General features: G+C 64.0%; 20 protein-coding genes. 12 read left to right on the top strand and 8 right to left on the bottom strand.

Annotated features, from left to right (window positions below):
* Genes ACGYKA_RS01680 through gatC form a run of 4 tightly spaced genes read right to left on the bottom strand, consistent with a single transcriptional unit; the run spans nucleotide 1 to nucleotide 3,270 of the window.
* On the bottom strand, nucleotides 1-690 hold the full coding sequence (locus ACGYKA_RS01680; protein WP_394409813.1) for an N-acetylmuramoyl-L-alanine amidase: 690 nt from the start codon (nucleotides 688-690) through the stop codon (nucleotides 1-3).
* Between the two features lie 3 nt (nucleotides 691-693).
* On the bottom strand, nucleotides 694-1,458 hold the full coding sequence (locus tag ACGYKA_RS01675) for a hypothetical protein (protein WP_394409816.1): 765 nt from the start codon (nucleotides 1,456-1,458) through the stop codon (nucleotides 694-696).
* A gap of 37 nt (nucleotides 1,459-1,495) precedes the next feature.
* Nucleotides 1,496-2,983 (bottom strand): Asp-tRNA(Asn)/Glu-tRNA(Gln) amidotransferase subunit GatA, encoded by a 1,488-nt coding sequence (gatA, locus tag ACGYKA_RS01670; protein ID WP_394409819.1) that lies wholly within the window; start codon nucleotides 2,981-2,983, stop codon nucleotides 1,496-1,498.
* Nucleotides 2,983-3,270 carry an Asp-tRNA(Asn)/Glu-tRNA(Gln) amidotransferase subunit GatC gene (gene gatC / locus ACGYKA_RS01665; RefSeq protein WP_209219074.1) on the bottom strand — a complete coding sequence of 96 codons (288 nt, stop codon included), beginning with the start codon at nucleotides 3,268-3,270 and terminating at the stop codon, nucleotides 2,983-2,985. The genes gatA and gatC overlap by 1 nt, the downstream gene beginning before the upstream one ends.
* A gap of 304 nt (nucleotides 3,271-3,574) precedes the next feature.
* On the opposite strand from gatC, the gene ACGYKA_RS01660 reads away from it, so the two are divergent.
* From ACGYKA_RS01660 to ACGYKA_RS01650, 3 genes are all read left to right on the top strand, one after another.
* Nucleotides 3,575-4,267: a metal-dependent hydrolase gene (locus tag ACGYKA_RS01660; RefSeq protein WP_394409822.1), complete on the top strand. Its 693-nt coding sequence runs from the start codon at nucleotides 3,575-3,577 to the stop codon at nucleotides 4,265-4,267.
* Between the two features lie 73 nt (nucleotides 4,268-4,340).
* Nucleotides 4,341-4,499: a hypothetical protein gene (locus ACGYKA_RS01655; protein ID WP_394409825.1), complete on the top strand. Its 159-nt coding sequence runs from the start codon at nucleotides 4,341-4,343 to the stop codon at nucleotides 4,497-4,499.
* A gap of 16 nt (nucleotides 4,500-4,515) precedes the next feature.
* Nucleotides 4,516-5,205 carry a VIT family protein gene (locus ACGYKA_RS01650; RefSeq protein ID WP_394409828.1) on the top strand — a complete coding sequence of 230 codons (690 nt, stop codon included), beginning with the start codon at nucleotides 4,516-4,518 and terminating at the stop codon, nucleotides 5,203-5,205.
* Nucleotides 5,206-5,269: 64 nt separating this feature from the next.
* Here the strand turns inward: ACGYKA_RS01650 and ACGYKA_RS01645 are convergent, their stop codons facing one another.
* Nucleotides 5,270-6,046: a Bax inhibitor-1/YccA family protein gene (locus ACGYKA_RS01645; RefSeq protein ID WP_067267576.1), complete on the bottom strand. Its 777-nt coding sequence runs from the start codon at nucleotides 6,044-6,046 to the stop codon at nucleotides 5,270-5,272.
* A gap of 625 nt (nucleotides 6,047-6,671) precedes the next feature.
* Between ACGYKA_RS01645 and ACGYKA_RS01640 the strand changes: the two genes are divergently transcribed.
* The 4 genes from ACGYKA_RS01640 to ACGYKA_RS01625 all read left to right on the top strand — a co-directional run bounded on the left by ACGYKA_RS01640 (nucleotide 6,672) and on the right by ACGYKA_RS01625 (nucleotide 9,815).
* A complete protein-coding gene (locus ACGYKA_RS01640; protein ID WP_168612238.1) occupies nucleotides 6,672-7,046 on the top strand; it encodes a helix-turn-helix domain-containing protein in 375 nt (124 codons plus the stop codon).
* Between the two features lie 83 nt (nucleotides 7,047-7,129).
* A complete protein-coding gene (gene hisN / locus ACGYKA_RS01635) occupies nucleotides 7,130-7,930 on the top strand; it encodes a histidinol-phosphatase (protein ID WP_394409831.1) in 801 nt (266 codons plus the stop codon).
* Nucleotides 7,931-8,064: 134 nt separating this feature from the next.
* Entirely contained in the window at nucleotides 8,065-9,399 is a 1,335-nt protein-coding gene (locus ACGYKA_RS01630; RefSeq protein ID WP_394409834.1) for an 8-oxoguanine deaminase, read from the top strand.
* A complete protein-coding gene (locus tag ACGYKA_RS01625) occupies nucleotides 9,396-9,815 on the top strand; it encodes a CAP domain-containing protein (protein WP_394409837.1) in 420 nt (139 codons plus the stop codon). Before ACGYKA_RS01630 ends, ACGYKA_RS01625 begins: the two co-directional genes overlap by 4 nt.
* A gap of 24 nt (nucleotides 9,816-9,839) precedes the next feature.
* Here ACGYKA_RS01625 and guaD read toward each other — a convergent pair whose 3' ends face one another.
* Nucleotides 9,840-11,141, bottom strand: coding sequence for a guanine deaminase (gene guaD, locus ACGYKA_RS01620; RefSeq protein ID WP_394409840.1), 1,302 nt, complete (start codon nucleotides 11,139-11,141; stop codon nucleotides 9,840-9,842).
* Nucleotides 11,142-11,263: 122 nt separating this feature from the next.
* On the opposite strand from guaD, the gene mgtE reads away from it, so the two are divergent.
* The 4 genes from mgtE (at nucleotide 11,264) to ACGYKA_RS01600 (ending at nucleotide 15,969) form a co-directional block, all read left to right on the top strand.
* Nucleotides 11,264-12,667, top strand: coding sequence for a magnesium transporter (mgtE, locus tag ACGYKA_RS01615; protein WP_394409843.1), 1,404 nt, complete (start codon nucleotides 11,264-11,266; stop codon nucleotides 12,665-12,667).
* On the top strand, nucleotides 12,664-13,251 hold the full coding sequence (locus tag ACGYKA_RS01610; protein ID WP_394409846.1) for a 5-formyltetrahydrofolate cyclo-ligase: 588 nt from the start codon (nucleotides 12,664-12,666) through the stop codon (nucleotides 13,249-13,251). Before mgtE ends, ACGYKA_RS01610 begins: the two co-directional genes overlap by 4 nt.
* 38 nt (nucleotides 13,252-13,289) lie before the next feature.
* Nucleotides 13,290-14,102, top strand: coding sequence for a TIGR00282 family metallophosphoesterase (locus tag ACGYKA_RS01605; protein ID WP_394409849.1), 813 nt, complete (start codon nucleotides 13,290-13,292; stop codon nucleotides 14,100-14,102).
* 94 nt (nucleotides 14,103-14,196) lie between these two features.
* Nucleotides 14,197-15,969 carry an SLC13 family permease gene (locus ACGYKA_RS01600; RefSeq protein ID WP_394409852.1) on the top strand — a complete coding sequence of 591 codons (1,773 nt, stop codon included), beginning with the start codon at nucleotides 14,197-14,199 and terminating at the stop codon, nucleotides 15,967-15,969.
* A gap of 1 nt (nucleotide 15,970) precedes the next feature.
* Here the strand turns inward: ACGYKA_RS01600 and ACGYKA_RS01595 are convergent, their stop codons facing one another.
* Nucleotides 15,971-17,005, bottom strand: coding sequence for a hypothetical protein (locus ACGYKA_RS01595; protein ID WP_394409855.1), 1,035 nt, complete (start codon nucleotides 17,003-17,005; stop codon nucleotides 15,971-15,973).
* Nucleotides 17,006-17,324: 319 nt separating this feature from the next.
* Here ACGYKA_RS01595 and ACGYKA_RS01590 point away from each other — a divergent pair, with 319 nt between their 5' ends.
* Nucleotides 17,325-18,866, top strand: a complete 1,542-nt coding sequence (locus ACGYKA_RS01590) for a hypothetical protein (RefSeq protein ID WP_394409858.1) — start codon at nucleotides 17,325-17,327, stop codon at nucleotides 18,864-18,866.
* A gap of 70 nt (nucleotides 18,867-18,936) precedes the next feature.
* On the opposite strand, the gene ACGYKA_RS01585 is transcribed toward ACGYKA_RS01590, so the two are convergent.
* A complete protein-coding gene (locus ACGYKA_RS01585; protein ID WP_067263805.1) occupies nucleotides 18,937-19,794 on the bottom strand; it encodes a bile acid:sodium symporter family protein in 858 nt (285 codons plus the stop codon).
* Between the last annotated feature and the right edge of the window lie 17 nt (nucleotides 19,795-19,811).

The raw sequence follows: 19,811 nt of genomic DNA, 5'->3' as shown, positions 1-19,811 counted from the left end.
CTAGACGCCGCCGCGCGGCGCGTCAATGGGGGCGGGCAGGGCGGCAAGGTCTGCGGGGGTGAGAGGGCCGCGCCCCCATGGCCTGAAACGCAACCGCACGGTGTCTAGCAGCGTGTCATCGTCGCAGGGCGCAGTGAAGCCTGCGGCCTGCGCAGCGGCGCGGAAAGTTTCTGTGGTTACCCTGTCAGGAAGGGGGCCATCGCCCGCAGGCAGCGCCAGCCCGCGCCGTGCGAGCCGGGCCCAATCGAATCGGGGGCCGGGGTCGATCTTGCGGCCCGGTGCCATGCAGGAATGGCCGATCACCCCTTCGGGCGGGATGCCGTGGCGGGCCAAGATGCCGGGCAAGAGGGTCTCCAGCGCCTGCATCTGTGGCTCGGAAAACGGGTGATCGCCGCGGTTGTCCAACTCGATCCCGATGGAGCGTGAGTTGATGTCCTCCAACCCCGCCCATTCGCCCGCGCCTGCATGCCACGCGCGTTGGTCTTCCTCGACCATCTGAATGACCTCTCCGCACCCTGAAATCAGGTAATGGGCTGAGACTTCGGCAGAGGGGTCGCACAGCCGTTCCAGCGCCGCTTGGGCGCTGGTCATGGCGGTGTAGTGCAAGACGATCAGCCGGGGGCGCAGCCCGTCGCGCCGCGGGCCGCAATTGGGCGAGGGATGCGCCGTCACATCAGGCGCGGCAGACATCTGTCAGCCCTGTGCAGCCCGGCGGAAGGGGGTGGGGTCCCAGTCGCAGGCGAAACCATCGCCATCGGGGTCCATGCCAAGGCGGTCTTTCTCGGGGCCACCGGCCTCAAGGAAGGCGATCTGTGCTTGGTCGGCGTGGCCGTATTGCGCGCAGGCGCGTTCGAACTTGCGGGCTTTGTTGAAACCGATGCGGCTATAAATCTGCTGACCGACCGACTGATTGGTTTGCAGCGCGTAGGCAACGATATTCGGGCCGACATTGCGGCGCTCGGGCAGGGCCTCGGGTTGGACGACCTGATATTGCGCGCGGTTCGCGGCCACGCGGGCGGCGTCGTCTTGAATGCTGCGCTGGCCCGACACGGCGTCAAAGTTGTTCTCGTTCGAGATGCCCACGGCGTTGACTGCGGCGGGGGGCGGGTTCGACGGGCTGGCGTTCACCGGGGCCACGCCCGAGTTGGTGGCCGCGTCATTGCTCAGACCGTTGCTGGCCCCGCCCGGACGGGTCGCGGCGAGCACGCGGGCGGTTTCCGCCGCCGTCGCTTCGGGAGAACCGTCATCCAAAGGCTGGGCGGTCACCTCCGAGACGGCGGGCATGTAGCTGCCGTCGCCCGCCAGCGCGGCATCGCGCGCGCGCTGCTCGGCCTCGAAACTGCCGTCGCCAAAGCCGACACCGCGCCCGGTGTTGATGTTCCCAGAATCGGGGATCGCCGGTTGGCAGGCTGCCAAAAGACCGCCTGCCGTCATCGCTAGAAGTGTCCGTGTGATCATCTGACCCGCTCTCGCCTCTTGTTCACCGCTCTGCGGCTTACCACCATTTCTCGGGCTTGGCCACAAAACCGGCGGCCTTCTCCAGCGCATAGGCGGAGGACAGCAGGTCTGCCTCTTCCCACGGGCGCCCGATCAGTTGCAGACCCAGCGGCAGACCCGTGCTGCTTTGCCCCGTGGGCAGTGCCACGCCGGGCAGGCCGGCGAGGTTCACCGTCACGGTGAAGACATCGTTGAGATACATCGCCACCGGATCGGCGTCCTTCATCTCGCCCAGACCGAAGGCGGCGGAGGGGGTCGCCGGGGTCAAGATGCTGTCGATGCCTTGGACGAAGACGTCTTCGAAGTCCTTCTTGATCAGCGTGCGGACCTTGCGGGCGCGGTTGTAATAGGCGTCGTAGAAACCGGCGGAGAGCACATAGGTGCCGACCATCACGCGGCGCTGGACCTCGTGGCCGAAGCCCTCGGCGCGCGTTTTCTCGTACATCTCGGTGATGCCATCGCCGTGGTCGAGCTTGGCGCGGTGGCCAAAGCGCACGCCGTCATAGCGCGCAAGGTTCGACGACGCCTCGGCAGGGGCGATGACGTAATAGGCGGGCAGTGCGTATTTCGTATGCGGCAACGAGATGTCGACGATCTCGGCGCCCGCGTCTTTCATCATGGCGATGCCGTCTTCCCAGAGCTTCTCGATTTCCTCGGGCATGCCATCCATGCGATATTCGCGCGGAATGCCGATCTTCTTGCCACGGATGTCGCCGGTGAGCGCCGCCTCGAAGTCCGGCACGGCCAGATCGGCGCTGGTGCTGTCCTTGGCGTCATGGCCGCACATAGCTTCCAACATGATGGCCGCGTCGCGCACTGTCTTGGTCATCGGCCCGGCCTGATCGAGCGAGGAGGCGAAGGCCACGATGCCCCAACGCGAGCAGCGGCCATAGGTCGGCTTGATCCCCACGGTGCCGGTGAAGGCGGCGGGCTGGCGGATCGAGCCGCCGGTGTCGGTGCCGGTGGCGGCAAGGCAGAGGTCGGCTGCCACGGCGGCGGCAGAGCCGCCCGAGGAACCGCCCGGCGTCAGTTCCGCCGTGTCGCCTTCGCGCCGCCACGGGTTCACCGCGTTGCCATACACGGACGTTTCGTTCGACGAGCCCATGGCAAACTCGTCCATGTTGAGCTTGCCCAGCATCACCGCGCCGCTGTCGCGCAGCTTCTGGCTGACGGTGCTTTCATACTCGGGCAGGAACCCTTCGAGGATGCGGCTACCCGCTTGGCTCGGCACGCCCTTGGTGCAAAAGAGATCCTTGATGCCGATGGGTAGGCCGCACATGGCCGGCGCGTCGCCCTGTTTGATCCGCGCGTCGGCCTCGGCGGCCTGTTCCATCGCGATCTCTGGCGTGCGGTGCACGAAGGCATTAAGCGCGCCTGCGCCGTCGATGGCTTGGATGCAGGCCTCGGTCAGGTCTTTCGAGGTGGTCTCACCCTTGCGCAGGGCGTCGCGGGCCTCGGCCAGGCTCAGTTTGTTCAGATCGGTCATTATTCCACCACCTTCGGCACGGCAAAGAACCCTTCACGGGCATCGGGGGCATTGGCCAGCACGCGGTCCTGCTGGTCGCCATCGGTGACCACGTCTTCGCGCCGTTTCAGGCGCTGCGGGGTCACGGAGGTCATCGGCTCGACGCCGTCGACATCCACCTCGGACAGCTGTTCGATAAAGCCAAGGATGGTGTTGAACTCTTCCGCCAGCGCCGGCAGCGCGTCGGGTTCAACCTTGATCCGGGCCAGTTTCGCCACGCGTGCGGCGGTGTTTTCGTCGATCGACATGAACATCTCCATCTCTTTGAGGCTCCTCTACCGTTTGGGGGCGGGCCTCGCAAGGGTTTGAGAGGCCCGTAACGGAGCCGGGCGGCGCTAGGCCGGGGGATGGTGCTTGCTCGGAGGCAGTTGGGCAATTTATGGCTACGGCGGTATTCGGTGATGTCGGGATGGCGTCCGGGTAGCAGAAGCGCCAGCCCGGCGGGCATGCGCCCTTGATTCCGGGCTAGGGTGGCATGTTCGGGGGTTACTTGATTCCGCGCAGCATAGGGTCAAATCTGATGTTAGACCCACCGCAATCAGGAGGACCCCCATGAACATCATCTGGCTCGGCCATGGCTCATTCCGCATCGAGATCGAAGACCAAGTGCTGCTGATCGACCCTTGGCTCAAAGAAAACCCCATGCTGGACGAGGCGCACCATGCCGATGCAATCAAGGGCGCTACGCAGATCCTTGTGACCCATGGCCATTTCGACCACACGGCAGACATCGCTGACATCGCCAGCCGCACCAATGCCCCGGTCGCGGGGATGGTCGAGCTGATGGGCTGGCTGGAAAGCAAAGGCGTGCAGCAGACCACGGGCTTCAACAAAGGCGGGGCGATCCGCGCGGGCGAGGTGGCGATCACGATGGTACCGGCCTCGCATTCCTCATCGGTAGAGGGCGAGAACGGGCCGATCTACACCGGGATGGAGACCGGCTTCATGATCTCGGGCGAGGGGCATACGATCTATCACTCCGGTGATACGGCGATCATGGCGGATATGGATTGGATGGGCGACTATCACAAACCTGATATCGGTATCCTCTCAGCGGGCGGGCATTTCACGATGGACATGGCGCAGGCCGCCTATGCCGCCAAACGCTATTTCGATTTCAAGACGGTCATCCCCTGCCACTACCGCACCTTCGACGCGTTGGAGCAATCGGCGCAGACGCTGATTGACGGGCTTCCGGGCGTCGATGTGCTGGAACCGCAGGTGATGCAGCCGATCACCGTCTGATCCTCCTCCGCCCCGGCGCCTTGCGCGGCGGGGCGGAACGGGGGATACCTGAAGGAACTGCCGGGGGAATGCCATGTTTGCCAAATCGACTGCCGTGATCTTGCTGCTGACACTGGGGGCCTGCGCACCGTTGAGCCGGGCGGAACCCACAGGCAGTGTCGGCTTTACCGGGGTGGGCGGTGACAAGCCGGTCATCTTCCCGGCGCATCTGTTGGTGTATCAGCCGCAGTAGACGCAAGGCGGGTCAGATGCCCAAAGAAGGCCACTTCATCAACCGCAGCAACTGGCTGCGCGCCGCCGTTCTGGGGGCCAACGATGGTATCGTCTCCTCTGCCAGCCTGCTGGTCGGGGTGAGCGCGGCGGGCATGACGCAGGGCAATGTCCTGCTGACGGGGCTTGCGGGGCTTACCGCCGGGGCGCTGTCGATGGCGGCGGGGGAATATGTCTCGGTCTCGGCGCAGGCGGATGTGGAGAAGGCCGATCTGGAGCGCGAGCGCGTCGCCCTGATCGAAGACCCGGACTATGAACTCAGCGAACTGGCCGAAGGGCTGGAGAACCGGGGCGTGCAAAGCGACCTCGCCCTAGAGGTCGCCACCCAGATGACGGACCATGACGCCCTCGGCGCTCATGCGCGCGAAGAGTTGGGCATGTTCGGCCTCGCCGGTCAGGCCGATCCGCTACAGGCGGCGGGCGCTTCGGCATTGGCCTTTGCCTTGGGGGGCGGGCTGCCGCTGTTTGCGGCGGTTCTGGCGCCTGCGGGGCTGCGCGGCGTGACCATCGCCTTGGTGGCGCTGTTGGCGCTGATACTGCTCGGCGCCGGCGGCGCGCAACTGGGCGGTGCGCCAAAGCGGCCCGCCATCTGGCGCGTCGTGGTTTGGGGCGGTCTGGCAATGGCCGTGACGGCCGGGGTCGGGCATCTGTTCGGCGCGATTGGATAAGCGGTGCCAAAGAAAAAGGCCGGCCCCTTTCGGAGCCGGCCTTTCGCATTAGATGGCAGAGCGATTACTCGCGGTTGCCGAAGAGCGACAGCAACATCATGAACATGTTGATGAAGTCCAGATAGAGGCTCAGCGCGCCCATGATCGCGGCCTTGCCCAGCCACTCGGTGTCGCCGTGATGGGCGTGGGCCAGATACTCGGTCTTGATCTTCTGGGTGTCATAGGCGGTCAGACCCGCGAAGATCAGAACACCGATCGCCGAGATCGCGAACATCAACGCCGAGGAGGCGAGGAAGATGTTGACGATCGACGCGACGACCAGACCAATCACACCCATGATCAGGAAGCTGCCCCAGCCGGAGATGTCCTTCTTGGTGGTGTAGCCCCAGAGCGACAGGCCCGCGAAGGCGATGGAGGTGATCAGGAAGACCTGCGCGATGGAGTAGCCGGTGAAGACCAGAAAGATCGAGCTGATCGAGATGCCCATGACGGCGGCGAAGGCGTAGAACACGACCTGCGCCGTGGCGGCGGACATGCGGTTGATCATGGCGCCAAAGCCAAAAACAAAGGCCAGGGGTGCGAACATCACGACCCATTTCAGCGGCGAGGCGTAGAGCGCATAACCCAATTGCGTCAGGTATTTATCCTGGCTGAGCTGCGCCACGGCGGCGGAGGGGTCGGTGGTGACCGACAGGCCCGAGATGGCCCAGGCCGCGGCGAAGGTGATGAGCATGCCGATCGACATGGTGCCATACACCTTGTTCATATGAGCGCGCAGACCCTCGTCGATCGCGGAAACGCGCGACCCGGCAGCAGAGCGAATTGAATTGACGTCAGCCATTTAGTGACTCCCATTGGCAAAGTTGCGTGTCGAAACCCGGCCGACACGTTCTTGGGTCTGAATATCGGGCCTGAGGGGGCGAATTTCAAGTGTCTTGCGGGCTGATAACACGGCAATAATCGCGGGTTTTACGGGTGGGGATGTTCGGGGCATGCGCGGGGCGTCGGCTTGCCCTGCGCGTACCTTGGACGGGGCTGCCGCGACCGGCCGATCGGCGGAAAAGCACCGATGCGTTTCAAGCGGCGCACGCGTGGGCAGCAGCCATTCCCACCGCGCCAAACACGGAAAGATGGCATTTGACGCATTCCGACGGGAACCGATTGATATTCTTCGCGTTCATCCAGTGGTTGCCGAGCGGGAAACCGACAGGCCCAAGGAAACTTGGGGATTTCACACCCGCCGGTCGCAGAGAGAGAGGGGCAGTGCACCGCCTGAGGTTGCAGTCGATACAGGGCAGATTTTTACCATCCCGTGAAAATTCTTGGCCGAATTCAACGCAACCGCTATGATAGGAGGCAGAACTTTCGCGCAACCCCTGCGGTATCGTGCGAGGCAACGGCACACTTCGTCCTTGTTTGGAATTGAGATTGGCACGGTCACATGTGCCCTATAAGGATTAGAGAATATGGTGCATGTGGTAGATGTACATGTAGGCAAACGTATCCGGCAGCGCCGCTGGCTGACGGGGATGACCCAGCAGAAACTGGCGGAACTGGTTGGGATCAAATTCCAGCAGATACAGAAATACGAAACCGGCGCGAACCGCGTCAGCGCCTCCCGGCTGTGGGATATCGCCGATGCGCTTGGGGTGCCTGTGTCCTTCTTTTTCGAAGGGTTGAAGGATGAGGAGGTCGCCGAAGGCGCGCCGATGGACGGGCTGCCTGCTGATCTGATGGCTGACAAGGAGGCGATGGAACTGGTGCGCTCTTACTACGCCATCCCCGAGAACCAGCGCCGCCGGTTGTTTGAACTGGCCCGCGTGCTGAGTGACGTGGCCTGAGCCTGCCCCACATCCGCTGCAAGGCTCGGCTCTAACGCACTGACAGGCTTGCGCAAAGGGGCGCAAACTGTCAGGTCTTCGCCATGATGAACACCAGTGACTTCGATCCCGATATCCGCCGCGTTGCCCATCTGATGGCGGATGCGGCGCGGCAGGTGATCCTGCCCTATTTCCGCAGGCTCGATTTGCAGGCCGACAACAAGCTCGGCACGGGTTTCGATCCGGTGACCGAGGCCGACCGCGCCGCCGAACGGGCGATGCGCGATATCTTGGCGGCGGAGCGGCCCGCGGATGGTATTCTGGGTGAGGAATATGGCGCGCAGCCCGGCACATCGGGGCTGACTTGGGTGCTCGACCCCATCGACGGGACGCGCGGCTTTCTCAGCGGCACGCCGACTTGGGGCGTGCTGATCGCGGTCTCCGACGCCTCGGGGCCGTTCTATGGCATCATTGATCAGCCCTATATCGGGGAGCGGTTCGAGGGCGCGCCGGATGGCGCGCTGTTGACCGGGCCCCACGGCAGCCACCCTTTGCAGACCCGTGCGGCGCGAGACCTGCGGCAGGCCATCGTGTTCACCACATTCCCCGAGGTCGGCAGCAGTGAGGAGGCCAGCGCCTTTCGCGCCGTCGCCTCGCAGGCGTTGCTGACCCGCTATGGCATGGATTGCTATGCCTATGCGCTGGTCGCGGCGGGGCAGGTCGATCTGGTGATCGAAGCGGGGCTGAACGCCTACGACATTCAAGCGCCCATCGCAGTGATCCAAGCCGCCGGGGGCATCGTCACCGATTGGCAGGGCAACCCGGTGCATGAAGGGGGCAGGGCGCTGGCCGCGGCCAACCGCGACATCCACGCCCAAGCGCTTGCGATCCTTTCCGCCTATTGATCCAATTGTCGGGAAAGCCCGGATTGACCGGCCCCGGCGGGATGCGATAAATCCCGCAGAAGGTCGGTTCTCTCGCCCGTTTTCCACCGATCACACACGCTTTGCATGAGACGGGCATAGCGAAAGTGTGACCTATGGCAGAGACCCTCATCCGCGGCGCGGATTACCTTATCACGATGGACGACACCCGGCGGGAGCTTGCGGGCGCGGACCTGTTGCTGCGCGACGGCGTGATTGCCGACATCGGGCAGGGCCTTCGGACAGAGGGTGAGATTGTCGAGGCGAAGGGCTGCGTCGTAACGCCGGGCCTCGTGAACACCCATCACCATCTTTACCAAAGCATGACCCGCGCCGTGCCGGGGGCGCAGGATGCGTTGCTCTTTGGCTGGCTGCAACGGCTCTACCCGATCTGGGCGCGTATGGGGCCGGAGCATATGTTCGTCTCGGCCCAGATCGGGCTGGCGGAACTGGCGCTCTCGGGCTGTAGCCTGAGTTCGGACCACCTTTATCTCTACCCCAACGGCGTGCGGCTGGAGGATACGATCCACGCCGCCGCCGAACTTGGGCTGCGCTTTCACCCCACCCGCGGCTCGATGAGCATCGGCGAAAGCGATGGCGGCCTGCCGCCCGATGCGCTGGTGGAGCGTGAGGCGGCCATTTTGGAAGACTGCATTCGCGTGGTCGACGCCTTTCACGACCCCGCCGAAGGGGCGATGTGCCGCGTCGGATTGGCACCCTGTTCGCCTTTTTCGGTCAGCCGCGAATTGATGCGCGACACGGCGCTGTTGGCGCGCGACAAGGGCGTGATGCTGCACACCCATTTGGCCGAGAATGCCGAGGATGTGGCCTATTCGCAGGAGAAATTTGGCTGCCGCCCGGGGGAATATGCCGAAAGCCTCGGCTGGCTCGGCGACGACGTTTGGCACGCCCACTGCGTGCAGTTGGATGGGGCCGAGATCGACCTTTTCGCCCGGTCCCGCACGGGGGTTGCGCATTGTCCCTGCTCGAACTGTCGCCTCGGCTCGGGCATCGCGCCGGTGCGGGCTATGCTGGATGCAGGCGTGCCGCTGGGGCTGGGCGTCGATGGCTCCGCCAGCAACGACAGCGGCAATCTGGCTGCCGAGGCGCGGCAGGCGATGCTGTTGCAGCGGGTGGCCCGCGGGGCCGACGCGATGAGCCCGCGCGCGGCGCTCGAACTGGCCACGCGGGGCGGGGCGGATGTGCTTGGGCGGTCCGACTGCGGGCGGCTAATGCCCGGCAAACGGGCCGATGTGGCGATTTGGGATGTTTCGGGCGTGCAAAGCGCGGGCAGTTGGGACCCGGCTGCGCTGCTTCTTGCCGGTCCCACGGCGGTGCGCGACCTTTTCGTTGAAGGCCGACAGGTGGTGCGCGATGGTCAGATTACCACCATCGACTTGGCCGCTCAGGTGGCGCGGCAGAATCATTTGGCGAAAGGCTTGGCTGGATGAAGCCGGTTTTACTCTCGATACTGATGCTGGCGGGGATGCCCGCCTTGGCCGATCCGATGGGGTTGGACAGGGTGAACGCCCTGCGCGATGTGAAGGGGTTGCAGCCCCTGAGCTATGACAGCCGTTTGGAACAGGCGGCAAAGGACCACGCCCGCGACATGGCCACGCATGACTATTTCAGCCACCAAGGCCGCGATGGCACCGATGTTGGCCGCCGCGCGGCGGTGGCGGGCTATGAATGGTGTTTCGTGGCCGAGAATATCGCCAAGGGGCAGCAATCGCTTGATGAGGTCATGACCGGCTGGACCAACTCGCGGGGGCATTACCGCAATATGGTCGACGCCCGGGCCGAGGAGATGGGGCTGGTGCGTGCCGATGACGCGGTCTGGGTCATGGTGCTGGGCGCGCCCTGCTGATCCCAGCCCTCGGCGGGAGGCGCGTTACGCCCTGCCGCCCCGCTGCGCGCCCGCCACCCAAACATCCGCAATCGCGCGGTCATCGCCCATCATGATCGTGGCGAAAAGGCTTTCCCAAATGTCCTTGGCCGCGGCGTGGCGCTGCGCGATGGCGGGGGTGGAGTCGAGCGACAGCACGGTGATGTCGGCCTCCATCCCTTCGGCCAGTGAACCCACATGATCTTGTAAATGCAGGCTGCGGGCCGAGCCTGCGGTGGCCAGCCAAATGAGCTGTGCCGCATGCAGCGGCGTGCCGCGCAATTGGCCGACCTCATAGGCCGCCGCCATGGTGCGCAGCATCGAAAAGGATGAGCCGCCGCCGGTATCCGTTGCCAGCGCCAGCGGGATGCCCCGCGCGGCAAGGCCGGTCATGTCGAACAGCCCCGAGCCGATGAAGGTGTTTGAGGTTGGGCAATGCACCAGCGCGCCGCCGACCTCCGCCAGCCGGTCAATCTCGCGCGGTTCCAGATGGATCGCATGGCCGTAGAGGCCGCGTTCGCCCAGCAGGCCATGGGCCTCATAGGTATCAAGGTAGTCGCGCGCCTCCGGGAACAGGTCACGGACCCATTCGATCTCATCCGTTTGCTCGCTGAGGTGGGTCTGCATCAGGCAGGTCGGATGCTCTGCCCAAAGCGCGCCGAGGGTGGAAAGCTGCTCGGGCGTCGAGGTGGGCGAGAAACGTGGCGTGATCGCATAGGTGGCGCGGCCCTTGCCATGCCAACGCTCGATCAGCGCTTTGCTGTCGTCATAGGCCGATTGCACCGTGTCGCGCAGCCCCTCGGGTGCGTTGCGGTCCATGCAGGTCTTGCCCGCGACGATCCGCTGGCCGCGTTCTTCCGCCGCCTGAAACAGCGCGTCGGCGCTATGGGGGTGGATGGTGCAATAAGACGCGACCGTGGTGGTGCCATGGGACAGCGTCAGGTCCAGATAGCGCGCGGCAATCTCGCCCGCGTAGGCGGGATCCGACAGGCGCATCTCTTCTGGAAAAGTATAGGTGTTCAGCCAGTCGATCAGCCGCTTGCCCCATGAGGCGATGATCGCGGTCTGCGGGTAGTGCACATGGGCATCGACAAAACCCGGGCAAATCAGCGCATCGGCGTAGCGCGTCACCTCGGCCTGCGGATGCGCGGCGCGCAGCGCGTCCCCTTTGCCGACGGCGGCGATCCAGCCATTTTCGATCAGCACACCGCCCTCGGTGTCGATCTTCACGGCATCCTCCCAAGCGCTTTGCATCGGGTTGCCGGAATAGGTGAGCGTCGCGCCCAAAAGGAGTCGTTGATTTGTCATGCCAGTGGTTTAGGTGAGGGCGGGACGGGGAACAATACCGAAGCGTCGCTGGTGCCGTTGTACCGGCTTGGGCGCTCGCATACTATCGTTCTCAACAAAGGCGCAGAGACGGAGAGCAGCGGATGTCAGAGCAGATCGAAGAGCTGGATCCGGCGGCCTCCCCTGAAGAGCGTGCCGAGGCCTATGTGCTCGACCGGAAAGCCGTGGCCGCGATCCTTGAGACGGTGGAGGCCAATGATCAGGCCCATCTGACCCAACTGATGGAACCGCTGCACGCGGCGGATATCGCCGACCTTCTTGAGCAGATCGACGAGGACGACCGCGCCGCCTTGATCCGGCTTTACGGGCAAGAGTTCGACGGGGAAATCCTGTCGGAACTCGACGAGTCGGTCCGTGAGGCAGTCATCAGCATCCTGACGCCGCAGGTTCTGACCCAAGCGGTGCGCGAGTTGGACAGCGACGATGTGGTCGACCTGATCGAAGATCTGGAAGACGCGCAGCAGGAAACCATTCTCGACGCGCTGGAAGAGACCGACCGCGTCGCGGTGGAACAGGCGCTGAACTGGCCCGAATATTCCGCCGGTCGTCTGATGCAGCGCGAGGTTGTCATGGCGCCAGAGCATTGGACGGTGGGCCAAGCCATCGACCACCTGCGCGCCACCAAGGAAGAAGACCTGCCGGATCAGTTTTATCACATCGTCATGGTCGACCCGCGCCTGCATCCGGTGGGCAATGTGACCCTGGGCAAACTCATGCGCTCGCGCCGCGACACACGGCTGGCGGATATTCTGGAAGAGACCTTTCAGATCATCCCTGCCATGCGCGATGAGGGCGATGTGGCCTATGCCTTCAACCAGTACCACCTGATTTCGGCCCCCGTGGTCGACGAGGAGGGGCGGCTTATCGGGGTCATCACCATCGACGACGCCATGGCCGTGCTCGACGAAGAACACGAAGAAGACATCCTGCGTCTCGCGGGCGTGGGCGAGGGGTCGCTTTCTGACCGGGTGACGGAGACGACGAAGCAGCGGCTGCCGTGGCTTGCGGTGAACCTTGTGACGGCGATTGCGGCTTCGGTGGTGATCTCGCAATTCGAAGCGGCGATTGCGCAGATCGTGGCGCTGGCCGTGTTGATGCCGATCGTGGCCTCCATGGGCGGCAACGCAGGCACGCAGAGCTTGACGGTGGCGGTGCGCGCCATCGCGACCAAAGACCTCACCGGCTCCAACGTTTGGCGGGTGATCCGGCGCGAGGTCTTGGTGGGGTTGGTCAACGGGCTGATATTCGCGGTGATCATGGGCATTGTCGGCGTGCTCTGGTTCGGCTCGCCGGGGCTGGGCTATGTCATCGCCACGGCCATGGTGATCAACCTCGTGGTGGCGGGGCTTGCGGGCACCGGCATCCCGATCTTGCTGGAGCGGTTCGGGGTGGACCCGGCGCTCGCCTCAGGCGCGTTTGTGACGACGGTGACGGATGTGGTGGGCTTTTTTGCCTTCCTCGGCCTTGCCGCCATGGTGCTGTTGTGAGCGATTGCGCCGCCCGGAAGGCCGAGGCGCGCAAGGCGGCCTTTGCCCGCCGTAAGCCCTTGTTTGAGCAGGCGAATGCAGCGCAGGCAGGCTATCTTTCCGAGGTTTTGGCAGGCTACCGTGGCGTCCCGCTGTCGGGTTTCATGCCGATCCGAACGGAGATTGATCCGCGCCCCGCCATGGCCGAAGCCTGCGCCCATGGTCCCGTCGGCGTGCCGGTGATCGAAAAGCCGAACCACCCGCTGTCCTTTGCCCGTTGGACCCCCGAGACAGCGATGGTGCCGGGCACCTTTGGCGCGATGATCCCCGCTGAGCCCGATTTCTTCGAGCCCGAGATCGTGATCGTGCCGCTTTTGGCCTTCAACCGCGCGGGCGGGCGACTGGGCTATGGCGGCGGCTTTTATGACCGTACGCTGGCGATGCTGCGCAGGCGGCGGGCCACGCTGGCCATCGGCTTTGCCTTCGCGGGGCAGGAGTGGGACGACATTCCGCTGGAAGACACCGACGCGCCGCTCGATCTGATCGTGACCGAAGCCGGGGTGATCGAGGTGACGCCGGGCCAACCTCCGTCCCACGCGGAATAAGGGTTGCCGCCAAGCCGCGCGCGTCCTAGTCCATGGGCATGAAGATTTTGTTTCTTGGCGATGTGATGGGCCGGGCCGGACGGCGGGCGATCACCGAAAATCTGGCGCGGCTGCGGCGCGACTGGAAGCTCGATTTCATTGTGGTCAACGGCGAGAATGCGACCGGCGGCATGGGGCTTTCGGGCGCACATGCCAAGACGCTCCTCGATGCCGGGGCCGATTGTCTGACCCTTGGCGATCACGCTTTCGACCAGAAAGACATGCTCAGCTTTATCGAGCAGGAGCCGCGGGTAATCCGCCCGCTGAACTTCTCCAAATCCGCGCCGGGCAAAGGGGCTAAACTCTTCACAGCGCAGAACGGCAAGAAGGTTCTGGTGACCCAAGCGCTTGGGCAGGTCTTTATGAAGCGGCCCTTCGATGACCCTTTCTCGGCGCTGGAGCCGGTGCTGAAAACCCATCCTTTGGGCGGCATGGCGCAGGCGATCATTGTCGATATGCACTGCGAAGCCACGAGTGAGAAGATGGCCATGGGCCATTGGTGCGACGGGCGGGCGAGCCTTGTGGTCGGCACCCATACACATGTTCCCACCGCCGATGCGATGATCCTGCCGGGCGGGACGGGCTACCTGAGCGATGCTGGCATGTGCGGCGATTATCATTCGGTGATCGGCATGGACAAGGCCGAGCCGCTGCGCCGTTTCATCACCGGGATGCCGCGCGAACGTTTCACCCCCGCCAATGGCGAGGCGACCCTTTCGGGCGTCTATATCGAAACCGATGACCGCACGGGTCGGGCCACGCGGATCGTCCCGGTGCGTGAGGGCGGTGCCCTTCAGGCCAGCACCCCTTAAGATCAGCAAGGCGCGGCCCGTGCGTCGCGCTTGCACCGAGGGCGGCAATCGGCGTAACTGGACAACGGCCTTTTGCCCGAATGACAGGTTCTTGATGGAATTTTTCAGCTTCTCTCCGATGGAGACGGCGGTGCTGACCCTCGTGGTCGTCGGCATGATGTTCGTGCTTTTCCTGCGCGAAGCCTTTCCGACCGAAGTCGTCGCCATCGCCGGGGCGGCCTTGCTGCTGGCCCTTGGCGTGCTGCCCTATGACGACGCGCTTGAGGTGCTTTCAAACCCCGCGCCTTGGACCATCGCGGCGATGTTCATCATCATGGGGGCCTTGGTCCGCACCGGCGCGCTGGATGTTTTGACGCGGCTGGCCGAACGCTCGGCCAAGACCCACCCCAAGGCGGCGGTGGCGGGGGTGATCCTGTCGGTCATGGCGGCCAGTGCGATCATGAACAACACGCCCGTCGTGGTGGTGATGATCCCGGTGGTGGTGCAGCTAACCCGCACGCTGAACACCAAAGCCTCCAAGCTGTTGATCCCTCTCAGCTATGCCGCGATCATGGGTGGCTCTCTGACGCTGATCGGCACCTCTACCAACCTCTTGGTCGATGGTGTGGCGCGGTCGCAGGGCATGGCCCCTTTCGGCATTTTCGAGATCCTGCCCGTAGGCCTCGTCGTCTGCGCCTGGGGCGTGCTTTACATGCTGCTCTTCGCTGACCGGCTGCTGCCCGCGCGCGACAGCATGGCGAATATGCTCTCTGACCGATCCAAGATGAAATTCTTTACCGAGGCGGTGATCCCCCCCGAAAGCAACCTGATTGGCCGCGAAGTGCTGGACGTGCAGCTTTTCAAACGCGAGGGCGTGCGGCTGATCGACGTGGTGCGGGGCGACGATTCATTGCGCCGCAACCTTAAAGGAGTCGCGCTTCAGGTCGGCGACCGTGTCGTGCTGCGCACCCAGATGACCGAGCTTCTCAGTCTGCAAAACAACAAGGAACTCCGCCGGGTCGACCAGCTTTCGGCAGTGGAGACCACGACCGTCGAGGTGCTCATCACGCCGGGTTGCCGGATGGTGGGGCGCAGCTTGGGCTCAATGCGGCTGCGGCGGCGCTATGGGGTCTATCCGCTGGCGGTGCATCGGCGGAACCAGAACATCGGCCAGCAGCTTGACCAGTTGATCGTCAAGGTCGGCGATACGCTGCTGCTGGAAGGGGCTGCCGAAGACATCCAGCGGCTGGCAAGCGAGATGAACCTCGTCGATGTGACTCAACCCTCGGCCCGGGCGTTCCGCCGGGGTCATGCGCCGATCGCCATTGCCGCCCTCGTGGGGATCGTGGCGCTGGCGGCCTTCAACGTGGCGCCGATCCTCCTGCTGGCCGTGATCGCCGTGGCCGTGGTGCTGGTGACGGGCTGTATCGACGCGGAGGAGGCTTTCTCTTTCGTCGAGGGGCGTCTGCTGGCGCTGATCTTTGCCATGTTGGCGGTTGGCGCGGCCTTGCAGAACTCCGGCGCGATCACGCTGATCGTCGACAATATCGCGCCGGGGCTGGCGCAATTGCCGCCGTTTTTCATCATCTGGGCGGTGTTCCTGCTGACCACCATCCTGACCGAGATCGTTAGCAACAATGCCGTGGCGGTGATTATGACGCCGATTGCCATCAGCCTCAGCACCGCGCTTGGCATGGACCCGCGCCCGCTGGTGGTGGCGGTGATGATCGCGGCCTCCTGCGCCTTTGCCACGCCCATTGGCTATCAGACCAACACGCTGGTTTATGGGCCGGGGGGCTATCGCTTCACCGATTTCATGCGCATCGGGATCCCGCTGAACCTGAGCATGTCGGTGCTGGTCAGCGCGGTGATCCCGCTCATCTGGTAGCTTAGGCGCTGCGCGGCACGTCGGACTGGGCGACGATTGCGTCAAAGCCCGCTTGTGCCTCAAGGAAGTTGCGGGTCAGCGGGGCGGTGAGTTCGGATTGGTCCGAGAAATAGGCCCCGACCCGACAGATATGCGCCGCGAATTCAGGATGCACCCCGGCGTCGTCATAGCGTCGGATGCGGTCCTTGCTCAGCCAGCCGCGCTTCTTGGCCTCTTTGCTGATCAGTTTAAGCCGCTGCACCGCGTGGAAGGTTAGGTAGACCGAAAGGTAATCGAGGTAGTCGGGCAGGGCGATGCCGCAGGTCGGATCGAAGGCGTCGATCACCACATCCACCATATCCGGCGGGGCGATGGGCCATGCCTCATCCCCGATCAGCCAAGCGATGTCTTCGGCCCCGTGGCGCAGACCGGCATATTCAAAGTCGAACCAGCGCAGCTTGTCATCCGCGCCAATCGCGGCATTGCCTGAACGGCAGTCCCATTTGACGAATTGCCGCGCCGGGGCGTTGATGCGCTCATAGGCGGCGGTGCGGTCGAACTGGTCCGAGATGCCGCCGCCGAGGTCTTTTAGAAAATCCACCGCATCGACGAAGTTCAGCACCCAGTCGCGGTTGTTGCCCAGATGCGGCATGATCGCGTTCAACTCGGTCTGGCGCGCGGCGCCGTGGATGCGGAAGATGGCCGAGACGGCTTCGGCTGCGAGGTCAAGCTGTTCGGCGCGTTCCACCCGCGCGACCTCAACGTTGAGGCGGCGTTTGCCGACGTCGGATTGGAACATGATCTCGCCCACCACGCCCAGACATTCGGGAAGGTCGCTGCAGTGGCGGCCAAGCTCGGTCAGCACATGGGCTTCGAGATGGGTGCGGCGGAAGTTCGGGCGCAGGGTGGCGATCACCGTGCTGTCGGTCAGATGCAGCCGAAAGCTCGACCGGTTTTCGCCGCCCGGGGCCGATACCCGCGCCACATCTTGCCCGAAATGCTTGCGCGCCGCCGCGGCGATCTGGGCCTGAGCGCTTTGTTCCTTGGGTCGTGCCATGGGGCCTCCGCTGGTGTTTTCGCCTGTCTAGGTCGGCTGGCTGACGAGGGTACGGCGGGTTTTGGGCAAAACAAAGGCAATTTCCACCTATCCCGACGGGAGTGATTCGCACCCCATCAGCGCATTTGACCTATACGAAAGAACAATGCCCTCTCAGGGTGTCTCACTGTTTCGATTTATCACGCTTTGTCGGCCCAATTTACCCAAAAAATGGAAAGAATTTGGCGGAAATAGGCGCCGCTGCTAGGTTTAAAGGCCAGTGGGGGATGCGGCGCTGCAAAGCGGCCGCGGCTGCAAATGCATATGAGGGATTGGCGTCATGGGTTACAGATTCTCAAAGGGTTGGAACAGCAAGGACAATAGCTGGTCCACTGGCGGTGAAGCGGAAAGCGGTTGCGATGCCAGCGGAACGAAGTCCTATCACAACGGCGGGGTAGAGGGCTCCTCCTTCGCGAAGTGGTATGACAAGCACTTGGCCGAGAAGTTCGACGGGAACGATGACGGCAAAGGCTTTGGTTCGGGTGGGACCAAGGGGTCCGGTTCTGGCGGCACGAAAGGTTCCGGCTCGGGTGGTACAAAGGGTTCCGGTTCGGGTGGCACGAAGGGGTCTGGCTCGGGCGGAACCAAGGGTTCCGGTTCTGGTGGCACGAAAGGTTCGGGCTCTGGCGGTACGAAGGGCTCCGGCTCTGGTGGCACCAAGGGCTCCGGCTCGGGTGGCACTAAGGGTTCCGGTTCTGGCGGTACGAAAGGCTCTGGCTCCGGTGGCACCAAGGGTTCCGGTTCTGGCGGTACGAAAGGCTCCGGTTCTGGCGGTACGAAGGGTTCCGGCTCGGGTGGCACCAAGGGTTCCGGCTCCGGTGGCACCAAGGGCTCCGGTTCTGGCGGTACGAAGGGCTCCGGCTCGGGTGGCACTAAGGGTTCCGGTTCTGGTGGCACGAAGGGCTCCGGTTCCGGTGGCACCAAGGGTTCCGGTTCCGGCGGTACGAAAGGCTCCGGTTCTGGTGGCACCAAGGGCTCCGGTTCTGGCGGCACGAAGGGCTCCGGTTCTGGCGGCACGAAGGGCTCCGGTTCTGGTGGCACCAAGGGCTCCGGTTCTGGTGGCACCAAGGGTTCCGGTTCTGGCGGTACGAAAGGCTCCGGCTCCGGCGGGACTAAAGGCTCCGGCTCTGGCGGCACCAAAGGTTCCGGCTCTTGCGGCACTAAGGGGTCCGGTTCGGGTGGTACGCAAGGGGGTCATACCGGTGGCGACGATAAGTCCGTTCTTAATTTCCTGATGGGAGAGAGTGGGGAGATCACAATCGCCGTCACGGAAACGCCGGAGGGGCAGTTGCACTTCAACCTCTCGCCCACTGATCCCGAAGCGGAATCCCACGCTGACATCAACGGGCTTTTCTTCAATGTGACTGATGGCAGCGCAATCGAAGAACTGAACTTCTTCCCTGATGTGAACGCCGAAGGCTATCACCTGACGGATGTGAAGGCCGTGGATGACGGTGTCGACGGTTTCGACGATGGTCCCCAAGCGGGGGGCAGTTTCGATGTGGGTCTGCAATTCGGCACGACCGCTGACAGTTCCGATGGTGAAGTCCCAAGTACGAACTTCACCCTATGGACCTATCCCGGCTCGCTGTCTTTCGAAGATATCGATCTGAGCGGCATGCGGGTTGTGGTGGACTCGGATGAGAGCGGCGGCGAGGTGCTTGAGGTGTCCGGTATGGTCGATCCTGACATGGAGGGCTCCGAGGCCGATACCTCCGACCCCGCGAGCGCCCTCATGGACGCGCTGACCCTCACTTCCGTGCCGGAGGAGGAAGACGAAGGGGGCGACACCTGCGAGGATGACGCTTTCGACATGGCCTGAGGGGCCGTCAGTCTAAAAACGAAAGGCGCGTCCCTCGGGGCGCGCCTTTTGCTTGGCGGGCGTCGCCCTCTCAGCGTCCGCGCATCCAAAGGACGAAGGGCAGGGCCACCAGATACATCGTGATGCCATAGACCGCCGAGGGCAGGGCATAGGCGCTGAACCCCGACGCTTGGCCCGAGATCAACCCGGCGAGGGTGATGCCAAGCGTCGCGTTCTGGATGCCAACTTCGATGGAGATCGTCTTGCGCGTCTGCCACGCCAGCCCGGCCGCTGCGGCAATGCCCAGCCCCAGCAACATCAGCGCCGCGTTCATGCTAATGAGCGCGGGACCAAGCCGGGCGAGGTTCTCGGTGAAAACGCTCCAATTTCCGGCCAATGCGGCGAGGACAATCAGCACGAAGAGCAGCGCGGCGAGGGCGGAGAGGCCCGGTTCGATCCGCGCGGCAAAGCCGGGGGCGAGGTGGCGCAGGGCAAGCCCAAGCGCCACGGGCAGGGTGGTGATCACGAACATCGCCACCGCCAGTGCGGCGACCGAAACATCCGGCGCGGCATCGCCCATGAAGTGCCGCACGGCGATGGCGGTGAAGACTGGCACGGTCAGGATGCTCAGAAGCGAGACCACTGCCGTCAAAGTCACCGACAGCGCCACATCGCCCCGCGCGAATTTGCTGATCATATTCGAGGTCACGCCGCCCGGGCAGAAGGAGAGGATCATCAGCCCCACGGCCAGCTCTCCGCGCAGGCCAAAGGCCATGGCCACCGCCCATGCGGCAGCGGGCACCAGCACCACTTGGCAAAGCGCGCCCAAGGCAAAAGCGCGCGGGTATTTCGCCACGCGGGTGAAGTCTGGGACCGTGAGGCCCACGCCCAGCGACAGCATGATGATCGCCAATGACAGCGGCAGTACGACGTTGATCAGAATGTCCATTTGTCCCCCCAAAGCTG

The sequence above is a fragment of the Sulfitobacter sp. 1A15106 genome (assembly GCF_043556995.1).
GTDB lineage: Bacteria > Pseudomonadota > Alphaproteobacteria > Rhodobacterales > Rhodobacteraceae > Sulfitobacter > Sulfitobacter faviae.
Note: the sequence above shows the minus strand (reverse complement) of the source record. Positions and strands in the feature narration are given on the sequence as shown.

Bases quoted from the DNA above. Each gene is read 5' to 3' on its own strand.
- ACGYKA_RS01680 (WP_394409813.1), bottom strand. From the start codon at position 690: ATGTCTGCCGCGCCTGATGTGACGGCGCATCCCTCGCCCAATTGCGGC.
- ACGYKA_RS01675 (WP_394409816.1), bottom strand. From the start codon at position 1,458: ATGATCACACGGACACTTCTAGCGATGACGGCAGGCGGTCTTTTGGCA.
- gatA (WP_394409819.1), bottom strand. From the start codon at position 2,983: ATGACCGATCTGAACAAACTGAGCCTGGCCGAGGCCCGCGACGCCCTG.
- gatC (WP_209219074.1), bottom strand. From the start codon at position 3,270: ATGTCGATCGACGAAAACACCGCCGCACGCGTGGCGAAACTGGCCCGG.
- ACGYKA_RS01660 (WP_394409822.1), top strand. From the start codon at position 3,575: ATGAACATCATCTGGCTCGGCCATGGCTCATTCCGCATCGAGATCGAA.
- ACGYKA_RS01655 (WP_394409825.1), top strand. From the start codon at position 4,341: ATGTTTGCCAAATCGACTGCCGTGATCTTGCTGCTGACACTGGGGGCC.
- ACGYKA_RS01650 (WP_394409828.1), top strand. From the start codon at position 4,516: ATGCCCAAAGAAGGCCACTTCATCAACCGCAGCAACTGGCTGCGCGCC.
- ACGYKA_RS01645 (WP_067267576.1), bottom strand. From the start codon at position 6,046: ATGGCTGACGTCAATTCAATTCGCTCTGCTGCCGGGTCGCGCGTTTCC.
- ACGYKA_RS01640 (WP_168612238.1), top strand. From the start codon at position 6,672: ATGGTGCATGTGGTAGATGTACATGTAGGCAAACGTATCCGGCAGCGC.
- hisN (WP_394409831.1), top strand. From the start codon at position 7,130: ATGATGAACACCAGTGACTTCGATCCCGATATCCGCCGCGTTGCCCAT.
- ACGYKA_RS01630 (WP_394409834.1), top strand. From the start codon at position 8,065: ATGGCAGAGACCCTCATCCGCGGCGCGGATTACCTTATCACGATGGAC.
- ACGYKA_RS01625 (WP_394409837.1), top strand. From the start codon at position 9,396: ATGAAGCCGGTTTTACTCTCGATACTGATGCTGGCGGGGATGCCCGCC.
- guaD (WP_394409840.1), bottom strand. From the start codon at position 11,141: ATGACAAATCAACGACTCCTTTTGGGCGCGACGCTCACCTATTCCGGC.
- mgtE (WP_394409843.1), top strand. From the start codon at position 11,264: ATGTCAGAGCAGATCGAAGAGCTGGATCCGGCGGCCTCCCCTGAAGAG.
- ACGYKA_RS01605 (WP_394409849.1), top strand. From the start codon at position 13,290: ATGAAGATTTTGTTTCTTGGCGATGTGATGGGCCGGGCCGGACGGCGG.
- ACGYKA_RS01600 (WP_394409852.1), top strand. From the start codon at position 14,197: ATGGAATTTTTCAGCTTCTCTCCGATGGAGACGGCGGTGCTGACCCTC.
- ACGYKA_RS01595 (WP_394409855.1), bottom strand. From the start codon at position 17,005: ATGGCACGACCCAAGGAACAAAGCGCTCAGGCCCAGATCGCCGCGGCG.
- ACGYKA_RS01590 (WP_394409858.1), top strand. From the start codon at position 17,325: ATGGGTTACAGATTCTCAAAGGGTTGGAACAGCAAGGACAATAGCTGG.
- ACGYKA_RS01585 (WP_067263805.1), bottom strand. From the start codon at position 19,794: ATGGACATTCTGATCAACGTCGTACTGCCGCTGTCATTGGCGATCATC.